Genomic DNA, 12,766 nt, shown 5'->3' with positions numbered 1-12,766 from the left:
AGTCATTTTAATTTGACTGCAAAGTTACGAAATCAAGTCCGTTTCATTCCCAAACACCACCTAATAGACTGTATTTCAATTAATTCAAAGAGCGATTAGTCCACTTTAACGGGACAGTAGTGGGGCGACAAGTTAAAAAAACAACTCCATGGTGTAATTGGTAGCATACCAGATTTCAGATCTGGAGGTGGTGGTTCGAATCCATCTGGAGTTTATATGGAGTTTGTAGCTCAGTTGGTAGAGTGCCAGGTTGTGGCTCTGGTGGTCATGGGTTCGATCCCCATCAAACTCCCAAATGCTTCAATAGCACAGTGGTAGTGCAGCTCCCTTGTAATGAGCAGGTCGTAGGTTCGAATCCTACTTGAAGCTCCACATAAAAAAGGCTTCTCTTCAGGCAGTTTTGCTTGAAAAGAAGCCTTTTAGCTTTCTTGTAAGACGATGTCTCGTTGATGTTCATTCATATTTTTCCTCCTTTATCCTTACACAAAGTTCAGAATAGATTTGAGTCTGTCCTGTACCTTGTTGAGCACCTGGATGGTGTCTTCGTTGTTCTTATCCTTCTTGTTTTCAAGAAGAATGATAGCCTTCTTTATCAGCTTGCAGTCCTCTATGGATAAAGGCATTTCAGTGATAGAGTAGTCTGGATCAGCGTATCTGTAGTATATTCTATCATAAACCTCGATAGGAGCATTGTAGCCCAGTTTGTCAGATCTCATAATCTGTATGTCCATCTGTACAGTTCTGGCGCATACTCCTTTGGTGATTCCCTCCATGTCGTAGAGAGCATCGCTGCATGCTTCCACGAGATCATCGAGAGTCCATCTTCTGTATCTGTTTCTTAAACAGTTGTCTATAGTTTTGTACCTTATTAAGGCATTCTTATTTGCTGGCATAGTTCTTTCATTTAAACGTAAAAAATGGTTGGATTTCATCCAACTTTTTCTCGTCATGTCAGAGCAGATGCAAGCAGTTGACTAAAAGAAAAAGTTGGATTCTCCCGGCAAGGAAACTCCAACTCTTTCGTATTATCTTTGTTCTCTGTGGGGCACGCTGCTACGATGCCCGATAGAAATAACTATGCGAATAATGATGTGGGAATCCTATACCGGCTGTATCTGATGTACTTGATGTATGTACATAACTATTCCGTTCAAAGCGTCGATAGCTCTGAACGAATGATTGTGATGTTATGTGCATATTTAAATTCATTTCCGTATAGGATTTTTATATTTTTACTTTTTATTTGTCTAATTCGGGTGCAAAGATACAAAAATAGTGCGAAATCTTTTTGCGTAGCAGCAAAAAAATGGTATAAACATGCGGATTTTAAGCAAAAAGAGCAGTTCTGATAGTGATAATCGACTGATTTCCCTGATAATGCTTCGCCCCACACCATGAAGAATGCTACTGGAGTTCCACCTGATAGACTTTGCATTTATGTCAGCAAAGCATGACGTAAGTGCAAAGTCCCTCAGTCGGAAGGTGCCCACGAAACGACATCCGGTAGCTTACAAACTGAGTAGGTGGGACGCAAGCGATTCCCACTTAATCAGTTTGACACTACTGCATGTCCATTCGTCGAGAAGGGCACTGGCTCACAGCATCAACCTTCATTTTCCCTCCCTTCCACCTTATTATAATATAATGGTATTCCTCTTTTAAAATGTATTCATGTGGACGTGAATACATATATACATGGATAGGTGTGTACGTGTACACATGAATACAACTTGAAGCCCTCATACCATGATGAGTAGCAGGCCTTTATAGATTTGCATTTTTATAAACAAGATGATAATGCTTCGCCCCACACCATGAAGGATGCTACTGGAGTTCCACCTAATAGACTTTGCATTTATGTCAGCAGAGCATGATGTAAGTGCAAAGTCCCTCAGTCGGAAGGTGCCCACGAAACGACATCCGGTAGCTTACAAACTGAGTAGGTGGGACGCAAGCGATTCCCACTTAATCAGTTTGCCACTACTGCATGTCCATTCGTCGAGAAGGGCACTGGCTCACAGCATCCACTTTCATTTTCCCTCCCTTCCACCTTATTATAATATAATGCATTTCGTTTTTATAGGCATTCTGTCATTTCTCCTTCTAATATGTATTCATGTGGACGTGAATACATATATACATGGATAGGTGTGTACGTGTACACATGAATACACCTTAAACCCTCATACCATGATGAGTAGCAGGCCTTTATAGATTTGCATTTTTATAAACAAGATGATAATGCTTCGCCCCACACCATGAAGGATGCTACTGGAGTTCCACCTGATAGACCTTGCATTTAGGTCAGCAGAGCATGACGTAAGTGCAAGGTCCTTCAGTCGGAAGGTGCCCACGAAACGACATCCGGTAGCTTATAAACTGAGTAGGTGGGACGCAAGCGATTCCCACTTATTCAGTTTGACACTACTGCATGTCCATTCGTCGAGAAGGGCACTGGCTCACAGCATCAACCTTCATTTTCCCTCCCTTCCACCTATTATACTATCCTGGTCTTCCTCTTTATAAGCATTCTGTCTTTCCTTATAAATCTTTCGGTTTTCCTTCTTTATAATCTTCGCCCACGCCATAGTCCAGTAAGCATGAACAGTTAGCCAGGGTGTTGTTCTTTCGCAGGCCGATTATATCGACTTACGAAGGAACAACACGCTGGCTTTTTAAACTGTTGATACTTGCTTGGACTATTCCCACCCGGCTTTTCTATCCCTGCAGTCATTCCCTGTTATACTTTTTCTTCTTACTGAAACCAGAAGTCTTTGATTCCGTATCGTCTTTGGGATTTCGGGATTCTTTTTCTGCAAAGTTATCGCGTATCTGGCAAATAGCAAGTCGTGATTCGGTAACAATCTTCCTTTTCCATGAAACATGCAAAAGAGTATTCTTCCCATCAGACTTGCCTTATTGCCTTGTACGCACTTTGAAAAGCAGAAAAAGCTTCCCGATCCCAAGTCCGAAAGGACTTAACGAAAGGGAGAAAATAAATTTAGAGACTATGGCAAAAGATTTCAACAACCGCCTGATTACTCCAGAATTGGAGAAGGCAATGCAGGACTATCCGCTTTATTCTCAGGATAGTAAGAAGAAGGATGCAGTTTGCATCGCAGTGTTTTTCATCGGCAATGCTCGCTGGTACATTCTTGAAGGACAGCGAGAGAATGATGATTTTGTGCTCTTTGGCATCGTTGTAGGTCTGGCTGAGACTGAGTACAGCTACATTTCTGCCAATGAAATGGCAAGTGTGGAGTTGGATGCAACCAAGTTCGGACTCGGCAAGGTCAGAGTGGAGCAGAGAAAGCCATTCCAACCATGTCAGCTTTCTGAAATCATCGACAGAGAGTTGCAGTCTTTCCTCAGCAGACTTTACGATTGAAAACATTTTTCTCGGTGGGTAGAGGCTGATGGCTGCTACCTCCCATGTAACAACAATTAAAGCAATGAACATGGTACAGGTTTACATCAAGGGACAGGAGGATAAGGAGTTGAGCAGCTTTTTGCGCTATTATCCGGTACGTATCAAGAACATCGGTATGGATGCATTCTTCGACCGCCAGGTTATCTATGATTTCAAGGATGGTCGAAACCATGCTGATGTGGCGAAGTGCGTGGCAAAGATGCTTGTCAAGAAGTTTGGTCGCAAGGTTCGCAGCGTAGTCTTCTCTTGTGTTCCTGCAAGCAGTCAGGAGCGTAACGAGGCACGCAACAAGAACTTCTCTGAACTTGTCTGCAAGTTTTCTGGAGCAATCAATGGCTTTTCCCATGTCAAGGTTGTTGGCGAACGTACTGCTGTTCATGGCACTAAGGTCAAGAAGGATGAGCGAGAAAAGCGCTTGAAGGAAAAGAATAATATTGAGGTGGATGCGAACTTCTTCAAAAACAAGATAGTCTGCATTTGGGACGATGTGGTCACTACCGGCACTTCATTCTGTGCCTACACCGCACAATTGGAACAAGTAGGGGCGCACGTAACAAACGGCATTTTCCTCGGCAAGACATCATATAAATATGTACAGCAATGAAAAGAAAGAACATGACAAAGTTTGACAAGGCTGTTTCGGCAGCCTTTACAGGTCATCGCTTTTACAACTTCTCTCAGCAGGAGGTCATAAGAGAGCAATTGACCAAAGCCATTCTCGAAGCTTACGAGCATGGCATCAGTAATTTTATTTCGGGATTCGCCATCGGTATTGACTTGATGGCAGCCGAGATTGTGCAGTCGCTGAAACCTTCCTGCCCAGGAATGACGCTTTCCGCAGCCATTCCTTTCAGAGGTCAGGCAGATAGGTTCAAGCCCAGTAATAGGGTGGTTTATGATGGATTGATGGCTTCTGCAGATGAGGTGATCATCCTTTCAGAATACTATTACAACCGATGTTTCCTTGACCGAGACGAGTTCATGGTTGAGAATGCGTCCCTTCTCATTGCCTTCTATGATGGGAGAGAGAAGGGTGGAACCTACTACACTTTCAAGAAAGCCAACAGTTTGGGCGTTCCAGTGGTGAATATATATTGAATAACTCGCTAAATATCAAGCTTATGAATGAATTTGTTGACATTATCGTTATCTACGTTGTTTTCCGTGCCATCCTCGCCTTCCTGGGCGCATGGTGGCATGGAGACGGACGCAACGATTTCAGACGAGACCGATAGGAATGTAGAGATGATGAAGTATGGAAAACTCGTTAAATATCGTTAATGCAATAAACCTTACCGAGTTTTGTGAGTCAAAGAAAAGGTTTTGGTAGGAATCATGACTTTTGCTTGATGATGGTTCTGAGCTTGGAAAAGACATCAAAGGCAATCATCGGAAACGTGCAGCGAGGACTGCACCATAGCCTTCGTGGCACTCTCAAAGATACAAGAATTTTATATTTTGCATTTATGAAAAAGAGAACAATTATCACAATGGTTCTGGTAGGAATCCTCGGCTTGGCACAAGCCCAAAACAACTCCATAAGTGACAAACACTTGCAGTCTGTTACAGCGATAAGTCGCGTATTAGGAGACGGTAGAAAAGTTGAAACCGTTGTACTTCAATACGACACACCTATTAGTAACAAAAGTCTTTCTGCCGAAAGTTATCGTGTAGAAGATAAGGAGGTGACACGCATATATGCCAACAAGGTTCCCGAACGAGCACAACAAGGAGTAGACGGACAGTATGTCATCATTGAAGTAAAGGCAGAAGTAGATTTGAATGCTCAGCCTCAAAAGCCTACCGAAGCGGACAAAGAAAAGAAACAGGAACGCGATCGTATGCAGGGAGGCCCGGGATTACGTGCAGGATGGAGTACTGGGGGAAATGACAAATATCCTGGTAATGCTGTAGTAACGCAAATCGCCGATATAAAAACCAGTAAAGGAAAAAACTACAAGGCAAACACCTTGCCAATAGAAAGTACTTCCGAGAAATGCCTCGTTGCAGATGATTTCAGACAAGAAGAATTTATAAGTCCGTACAGCGGACAAGTATTACCTTATAATATATACTTGCCGAAAGACTATAATCCGGCTGAACACTATCCTTTGGTACTCTTCATCCACGATGCGGGAGTGGCCAGCGGAGACGTCACGCACACACTTTATCAGGGAAACGGTGCAACTTCGTGGGCAGAGCCGGAAGCACAAGCACGTCATAAGTGCATCGTTGTTGCCCCGGAGTATCCGGTCATTACGATAGATGATAACTGGAATTACAGCCACCACCTTGATGCTACCATTGCTTTATTAAAAGAGCTCCAGACTAAATATTCCATAGACCCGAAACGCATTTATACCACAGGGCAGTCAATGGGATGCATGTCATCCATTGTATTGATGTTAAAAGAGCCGGATTTGTTTGCCGGTGCACTACTTGTAGCAGGAAAATGGAATCCTTCCCTAATGGGACCGTTGGACAGACAGAACATCTGGATTATTTCATGCGAAGGCGATACTTCGTCCAATTCATTACAAGGACAAGCCGTAGAATTGTGGCGTAGTCAGGGTACCAAGGTATCAGAAGCAACATGGGATATGACGTTGCCAAAGGAACAGCTCTCCGAGGAAGCAAACAAAATGCGTGCTGAAGGCAACCATCTGCTGTTTACCCATCTTACAGGTGGCAATCATCGCGCCACATGGTTCGTGGCATACGGCATAGAAGGTGTGCAGGATTGGCTGTTTGAGCAACATAAATAATAAGCATCCCTTTTTCAAGGAAAAAAAACGTTATAAATAACAAAAATGAAGAATATTATAATAGTATCATTTGCACTCCTGTTCGCCATGAACATCTGTGCAGCTAAGAAATCAAAGGTTACGCCTTTGCAGTTTAATCCTGATAATGGTGTAAAAGCGTCATTGACTATGACGGATGGTAAAGTGGTAAACTATACTGCTTACACCAAACTCTATTTCGTGACCAATGTGGAGGATTCCACCTATCAGTATATGAACATCTTTGTGCCTGAAGGAGCTACACACCAGTCGCCTATGTTCCTCCGCACCTATGTGGGAGGTTATATGGCGAGTGAAGCAGGTTATCCTCAGGCGCAGGATGCCAGCGGACGAGCTTTGGCTGAGGGTTATGTGCTTGTCATTCCTGGCAGCCGTGGCCGTACATCAACCGTAAAACAGGGAAAGAAGACCATTTATACCGGTCGTGCTCCAAAAGCATTGCTCGATCTGAAGGCAGCAGTCCGTTATCTTCGTCATTTTGACAATGTGATTCCTGGAAATGCTGAGAAAATCATCACCGATGGAACGAGTGCAGGAGGAGCCATGTCGAGTCTGCTGGGCGCAACAGGTAATCATCCTTCTTACGCTCCTCTGCTCAAAGCTATGGGAGCAGCCGATGAACGAGACGACGTGTTTGCCTCTGTATGTTATTGCCCGATAACAGATTTGGATCATGCCGACATGGCGTATGAGTGGTTGTATGTCAATACAGATAGTCGCAAGAGCCTGTCTGCCAGCAAGCAGGCCTTATCTCAGGAACTTGCAGCTCAGTTTCCTTCCTACATCAATTCCTTGGGTCTGAAGAAGGCTGATGGAACAGCTCTCAATGCCGAAAACTATCTCGATTATATCAAGCAGATTCTCATCAAGAGTGCCCAGGAAGCAAAAGATGCTGGCGCAGATATTCCAGATTCTTTAGGGTTCAGTTTCAGCAGTATGGCTGCATTCCAGGCACCAGTTAATGGCCAGAGCAGCCGTCCGGGTATGGGAAACAATAGAGCAGAGGGAATGCCTGGAGGCGAAAGAAGACCATCGGTAGGAAGACCAGGAGGTGGCAGAAAGCCATCAGCCGGAATGCCTCCTATGAGAATATCTGGCCGCAAGATGGTGGGCGAATACATTACAGATCTCGACATGGGAAAATACCTGAATTATGTGGTCAGTACCCAACCTCTGAAAGGTGTACCTGCATTCGACAGTTACAATGTTGATGGAGCTGCAGCAAGTGGTGAGAATGGAGAATTCGGCAATGCTCAGGGTTCAGATGTCAACTTCACATCTTGGAGTGCCGAGAAAGCCGGAACCGCTGTTTCTGAGGAAGTCAAGGAGAATGTCCGTCTGCTGAATCCGATGTATTTCATTGGCGATGGCGTTTCATCAGTAGCTCCTCACTGGTATATTCGTCATGGAGCCCGCGACAGAGATACAGCCTTTTCTGTTTCCATCAATTTGGCTGCAAAACTGCAGAACTCAGGCAAGGACGTAAACTTCAAGCTGCCTTGGAACCGCCCTCACAGTGGCGACTATGCCTTGAACGAACTCTTTGCCTGGATGGCAGAAATCGTAAAATGATAGTATGAACGAAAATTGTGTGGACTGCTTTCAAAGAGATGAGATGAAATAGCATGTAACTTCTGAAAAAATAAACCGACTGATAATAGGCTATCTTTAAGCGAAGGACCTATAGTCAGTCGATTTGTTTATTCCTGCTGATTGCACGATTTTGACTCCGGCAGAGTTATGTCTTTTATCTGGTATCTTACAAACCTTATTTTCCCTCTCTTACAATCCAACTTTCAAACCACGTTGTTTGAAGTTGAATTCGTCAAAGACGTCACCTGCTTCCACTTCCACTTTCATAAAGCGGTTTGCATCCAGTGTTGTAGGCTGAATGGTTACAGTCAATATATTTCCTACACTTTTAGCAGTCAGCCAATCTGTGGTAATGGATGCATCCTTGTTGTCATCATAGTTAGGAGAAAATCTCTTTACTTCACCTCCAGCTTCTTTTTCTGTAGCCGACACTACCCAAAAAGAACTATAGTTTGTGCAATATAATATCTCCGAGTGCTCGCTGCTTGCGTTAAAATGTCAAGACCGACACACCTAAAATCTTGCATCAACGTGCTCTAAGTCACAAATTATATTTATCTTTGGGTGAAATTTTACCCCCAAAATATGCAAGCCTATGAAAGCAGTATGCGGTCTTGACGTGCACAAAGATAACGTTTATCTTTGTATTTTGAATGAGTTTGGAGAACTTATTGAAAAAGTTCTCGGAGTTTTAACTTTTCAGTTGGAAGATATGCGTGATGAAGGCTATCAGCCCATCGTGGAGCTACAGATCTATAATCTCTCCATCTTCGGGAATATGAATGCGGTCTGCCTTGCCGCACTTCAAGACTTCTTCTCTCATGGCAGCACGGGTGACTTGATTGTGGTTGACACCTTCAAGATGGGTTGCCACGAAGGTTGCCCAAGGAGCATAGTCCATTGACTTTATAACATCAGGAATGTGCATGATGACATGTCCGCCTATATAGAATTTGTTTCCTCCAGCGTTCACGATAATAACCTGCGGATGCCAGCGGTCTATGTTTCGGCGTACTCCGCTGTACCAGATGGTGTCACCTGCCAGATAGCAGACCGGTTCTGCCTCATGACGCAGCACATAGCCGCAGGTGTGACCTGCCAAGGGGAGCATCCACCAGTGACCGTGACGGCTTTCTGTCTTTGACAGACGGATGTCGCCGAAACGTGAGTCTTCGCCAATGATTTCCACGTTGGTAAATCCATGACTCTTAACAGTATTCCTATCTTGCTCGTCTTGCACAAAGATGTGAACCTTCTTGTTCAGCAGCTTGTAGGCGGTATTGTCGATGTGGTCAAGGTGCAGATGGGTAAGTAGCACGCAGTCTATGTTGTTGACAATTTCTTCTGCCTTCATGGGCAGGTCGTGTAGCGGGTTTCTCAACTCCTGATGGTGAGAGAACGGAAAAGGAGCAAACGACCCTTTCTCGCCGAGCACGGGGTCAACGAGAAATCGCTTTCCCGCATACTCGATAATGATGGTGGCATTTCTAATCTGTTGAATCTTCATAATCTTAATGTTTTATTTCTAACTATGGTGCAAAGGTAGCCTGAAATGTTAAATTTATCTATACCATTTCATTCTCCAGTTGTGCCATTTTGATAAATCATCGAAAAAATGTACCTTTGCATAAAAAATAACTGATTAAGATTATGGCAAAGCAAAGACAGCGTCTGGTAGAAGTGCCATTCAGCAAGACGGACTGTGGCGTAGATTTCTACATCAACACAGCTTATGGCGGCGAGTGCCCTTGGGTGCTAACGGAGCATGAAGTGTTCAAGACCGACTTCTTCGAAATATTTTTCATCAAGAAAGCCAATGGCTACGTGCTGATAGACTACAGGAAGATAAACCTGAAAGACGGCATGGTGCTTATTGTGAAGCCTCACCAGCAGCAGGAATGGCACATCGATGAGGAGGCTCTCGACTACGAGTTTTTGATATTTCGCGAGGATTTTATGCGAACGTTTATTGCCGACAAATTCTTTGTCTATCGTCTGCAATACTGCCAGCAGACCGAAATACCGCCCTATTTGATGTGTTCGGGAAATGAATGCGAAGAATATCAGCGGCTGCTCAAGAAAATACGGACAGAACTTCGGCAGCCGCAAGCCGACAGCTACAACATTATCGTCAGTGTGCTCTACTATCTGTTGGCAATTATGAATCGCCATTATGCCCTTGAGTATCAATTGCCTCTGGCTGCTCCTAAGAATTATTATGCCTTTCAGTTTGTGGAATTGATGGAAACCCACATCCGGAAGTTGCAGCGTGTGCAGGACTACGCCTCGCTACTCAAGATTAGCCGCATCACCCTGAACCATAGCGTGATGGCGCAGTATGGAGTATCGGCTACCTATCTGCTGAAACAGCGACTGTTGGCAGAAATCAAAAATGAACTTCTATTCACCAGCAAGTCTATAAGTGAGATAGCCTATGCTTTCAACTTCTCCGAACCACCCCACCTGATGCGTTTTTTCAAGCAGCAGACGGGCAAGACATGTAGAGAATTCCAAGATGACTATAAGAATGGTGTGTATGAATGAGAATGATTTATCATTTTGGCGTTTTGGGCGTTCAGAAATGAGCGTGGGCATTGCTTGTCGGATGAGTCACAATTAATTCTTTTATCAAAATGGTAGAGAAGAAATTGTATATGGTATAATGTGTCTTTGTTTTATGCACTACCTTTGCACCGTAATCAAAACAAATAGAAATATGACAGAAATACTTATTGAAGCGAAAAAGTCAGTAACTTTGCACCGTCAAAAGAATAGTTGAAATTTAAAAGATTAGTTTAATTATGGAAAAGGAAATATTATTGAATAATGGAGTGAAGATTCCTACACCGGGCTTCGGAACGTTTCTCACTCCTGATGGAGCAACCTGCGTTGAAGCTGTGAAAGCTGCCATCGCTGCCGGCTACACCCACATCGACACCGCTGCTATATATAAAAATGAGAAGAGCGTGGGCGAGGGAATCAAGGAAAGTGGAATCAAGCGTGAGAATCTCTTTGTTACCAGCAAGGTTTGGAACACGGAGCGTGGTTACGACAAGACCTTGAAGGCGTTTGATAAGACTTTGAGTGATTTGCAGCTTGATTATCTCGACCTCTACCTCATCCATTGGCCAGCCAACGAGTTGCAGTTTGGCAAGGATGCAAATCAGCTGAATGTAGATACTTGGAAAGCGATGGAGCGTCTGCATGAAGAGGGCTTGATTCGCTGCATCGGTCTTTCCAACTTCATGCAGCATCATGCAGAGCCAGTAATGGCGAAGGCAAACATCTGTCCGATGGTTGACCAGATAGAGTATCATCCGGGATTCACCCAGAAGGAGTGTGTTGAGTTCTGCAAGAAGAACAACATTCTTGTGGAAGCATGGAGCCCATTGGGAAGAGGCAATGTCTTGGACAATCCTCTCTTGAAGTCAATTTCTGCCAACCATGGCAAGAGCGTGGCTCAGGTAGTTATCCGTTGGGTGATGCAGACAGGCGTGCTGCCACTGGTAAAGTCGGTTACTCCAAGCCGAATCAAGTTAAACTTCGATGTATTCGATTTTAAACTCTCTCAGCAGGAAATGTTTGAAATCGCATCGCTGAAGGCTGAAAGAATAGGTTCAGACCCAGATACATGTGACTTCTAATACTGTATAGATTTGGAGCGAAATGTCCCCAAAACATATAAGATGAAAATGTAAAAAGTTACGGAGAATGTGGATTATCTCCGTAACTTCTTACCTTAAGCCCCATTTTTAATGTTATTGAGTTTCCCTCAGTTCTTCTATGAGATTTTCAAGAATATAATCATCGCTCATAAGCTGTAAGCCATATTTGGGGTCAGACAGTTGCTGGTACACCTTAGTAGTGTAAAACAAGTTGAGTGCCCTTTCTGCATCAATATGCAGAGCTTCTGCAAGCATCATTATTATTCGGCTTTGTTTGCGCCATAATACAGAATCCCTCATACTTCTTTCTCCCAGTTCAATAAAGTTTCACTAATGTCGTCTGCCACCCAGTCAAGGCTTTGTGTATGAAGGTCTTCATAACGTTTAATCAGCCTACGATGAATCAGTCCCTGCTTCAGCAGGCGGTCGTGCATCTCCTTTCCGGAAATGCCCAGTTTCCGTGCTCCACTCTCTATTGCCATAACGGCGAAGTGAATATGTCTGTATGTATCGTTGTCTGAATATGCCATATTCTGTAATCCGTTTATTTCGTATTCTTTATTGTTTCTTCATGCTCTAATCATTTGATAGATATGCGCCTGAATCTATGGGATAAGCCAAGTTCAACCCCATATTGGCACTATATATCTGCAAAAATACAAAAAATATTCAGAAAAGTGATTTAATGAATGAATTTTGTTTGCAGGACGAACTTGATTTAACCTTATTTATATGCTAGAGGATGTTGATGGCATCTTGAATAATCAGAAATCCTTAATGACCTTAATGACCTTGACCTTAATGACCGGAAACGCCCCCTAAACATTCATCTATTTTTCTGATGAAACTCCTTTCTTGTCTTTGCCATTGCTTCCGTAGCCATGTCATGGGTTTCTATTAGCAATGGACTCTTGTGATATTGTACGATTTTGACTACGACAGAGTTGTGCCTTTTCTTTTCCTCGATGCATTGGACAATCAAGTCCGGGTTGGCAGACTTTGATGTTGGAGTCTTGTCAAAATTCTGAATATAGGCAGCGTTGGTCAGGAAGAGAATATCAGAACCTTCCGGGATTTTCTGCATTACCTTCACCATGAGGGTTAGCATCATTCGGAACTCCGTGGTGTGTAGGTCGCTGATTACATCACGGCTGATGATGCTTCCATTGTTCTCAATCACAACGGCAGCACCACCAGCTCGCTCTTTATGGCCATAATCACATGAGCCACCTATCCAAACGTAATATGTAGATGTGTCTTGTGTCATAATTATT

General features: G+C 43.6%; 12 protein-coding genes, 2 tRNA genes and 2 pseudogenes. 10 read left to right on the top strand and 6 right to left on the bottom strand.

What is annotated here, in order from left to right; all coding sequences use genetic code 11:
* Nucleotides 1-219 precede the first annotated feature (219 nt).
* Nucleotides 220-292 (top strand) — tRNA-His (locus P3T48_RS04165).
* A 5-nt stretch (nt 293-297) separates the two neighbouring features.
* Nucleotides 298-372: transfer RNA gene (locus P3T48_RS04160), tRNA-Thr, on the top strand.
* A 241-nt stretch (nt 373-613) separates the two neighbouring features.
* Here P3T48_RS04160 and P3T48_RS04155 read toward each other — a convergent pair.
* Nucleotides 614-893: pseudogene (locus tag P3T48_RS04155) on the bottom strand (hypothetical protein); the annotation flags it as partial.
* A 2,117-nt stretch (nt 894-3,010) separates the two neighbouring features.
* Between P3T48_RS04155 and P3T48_RS04150 the strand changes: the two are divergent.
* The 5 genes from P3T48_RS04150 to P3T48_RS04130 all read left to right on the top strand — a co-directional run bounded on the left by P3T48_RS04150 (nt 3,011) and on the right by P3T48_RS04130 (nt 7,806).
* Nucleotides 3,011-3,388, top strand: coding sequence for a DUF2958 domain-containing protein (locus P3T48_RS04150; protein ID WP_118120397.1), 378 nt, complete (start codon nt 3,011-3,013; stop codon nt 3,386-3,388).
* Nucleotides 3,389-3,452: 64 nt separating this feature from the next.
* Complete coding sequence (locus tag P3T48_RS04145) at nt 3,453-4,034, top strand: type I phosphoribosyltransferase (RefSeq protein WP_118081691.1); 582 nt, start codon at nt 3,453-3,455, stop codon at nt 4,032-4,034.
* Nucleotides 4,031-4,528, top strand: a complete 498-nt coding sequence (locus tag P3T48_RS04140; protein WP_276505753.1) for an SLOG family protein — start codon at nt 4,031-4,033, stop codon at nt 4,526-4,528. Before P3T48_RS04145 ends, P3T48_RS04140 begins: the two co-directional genes overlap by 4 nt.
* A gap of 266 nt (nt 4,529-4,794) precedes the next feature.
* Nucleotides 4,795-6,195 carry an alpha/beta hydrolase-fold protein gene (locus tag P3T48_RS04135; protein ID WP_276505752.1) on the top strand — a complete coding sequence of 467 codons (1,401 nt, stop codon included), beginning with the start codon at nt 4,795-4,797 and terminating at the stop codon, nt 6,193-6,195.
* Between the two features lie 45 nt (nt 6,196-6,240).
* Nucleotides 6,241-7,806 (top strand): alpha/beta hydrolase family protein, encoded by a 1,566-nt coding sequence (locus P3T48_RS04130; protein ID WP_276505751.1) that lies wholly within the window; start codon nt 6,241-6,243, stop codon nt 7,804-7,806.
* Nucleotides 7,807-8,016: 210 nt separating this feature from the next.
* Here P3T48_RS04130 and P3T48_RS04125 read toward each other — a convergent pair whose 3' ends face one another.
* Nucleotides 8,017-8,259, bottom strand: coding sequence for a hypothetical protein (locus P3T48_RS04125; RefSeq protein ID WP_276505750.1), 243 nt, complete (start codon nt 8,257-8,259; stop codon nt 8,017-8,019).
* 163 nt (nt 8,260-8,422) lie between these two features.
* Here P3T48_RS04125 and P3T48_RS14370 point away from each other — a divergent pair.
* Nucleotides 8,423-8,548 (top strand): annotated as a pseudogene (locus P3T48_RS14370) (IS110 family RNA-guided transposase); the annotation flags it as partial.
* Nucleotides 8,549-8,572: 24 nt separating this feature from the next.
* On the opposite strand, the gene P3T48_RS04120 reads toward P3T48_RS14370, so the two are convergent.
* Nucleotides 8,573-9,334: an MBL fold metallo-hydrolase gene (locus tag P3T48_RS04120; protein ID WP_153081427.1), complete on the bottom strand. Its 762-nt coding sequence runs from the start codon at nt 9,332-9,334 to the stop codon at nt 8,573-8,575.
* Nucleotides 9,335-9,477: 143 nt separating this feature from the next.
* On the opposite strand from P3T48_RS04120, the gene P3T48_RS04115 reads away from it, so the two are divergent.
* Both P3T48_RS04115 and P3T48_RS04110 read left to right on the top strand, forming a co-directional pair.
* A complete protein-coding gene (locus P3T48_RS04115) occupies nt 9,478-10,371 on the top strand; it encodes an AraC family transcriptional regulator (protein WP_218486631.1) in 894 nt (297 codons plus the stop codon).
* A gap of 257 nt (nt 10,372-10,628) precedes the next feature.
* A complete protein-coding gene (locus P3T48_RS04110; RefSeq protein WP_276505749.1) occupies nt 10,629-11,471 on the top strand; it encodes an aldo/keto reductase in 843 nt (280 codons plus the stop codon).
* A gap of 114 nt (nt 11,472-11,585) precedes the next feature.
* On the opposite strand, the gene P3T48_RS04105 is transcribed toward P3T48_RS04110, so the two are convergent.
* From P3T48_RS04105 to P3T48_RS04095, 3 genes are all read right to left on the bottom strand, one after another.
* Nucleotides 11,586-11,792, bottom strand: coding sequence for a DUF3791 domain-containing protein (locus P3T48_RS04105; protein WP_119227930.1), 207 nt, complete (start codon nt 11,790-11,792; stop codon nt 11,586-11,588).
* Nucleotides 11,789-12,022 carry a DUF3791 domain-containing protein gene (locus P3T48_RS04100; RefSeq protein WP_119227931.1) on the bottom strand — a complete coding sequence of 78 codons (234 nt, stop codon included), beginning with the start codon at nt 12,020-12,022 and terminating at the stop codon, nt 11,789-11,791. The genes P3T48_RS04105 and P3T48_RS04100 overlap by 4 nt, the downstream gene beginning before the upstream one ends.
* A 296-nt stretch (nt 12,023-12,318) precedes the next feature.
* The gene (locus tag P3T48_RS04095) at nt 12,319-12,759 is read right to left on the bottom strand and encodes a M14 family metallopeptidase (protein ID WP_276505748.1); all 441 of its coding nucleotides are present in this window, start codon (nt 12,757-12,759) and stop codon (nt 12,319-12,321) included.
* Nucleotides 12,760-12,766 lie beyond the last annotated feature (7 nt).

The sequence above is a fragment of the Segatella intestinalis genome (assembly GCF_029348455.1).
GTDB lineage: Bacteria > Bacteroidota > Bacteroidia > Bacteroidales > Bacteroidaceae > Prevotella.
The sequence above is the reverse complement of the archived record's forward strand: the minus strand, read 5'-3'. Positions and strand labels throughout refer to the sequence as shown.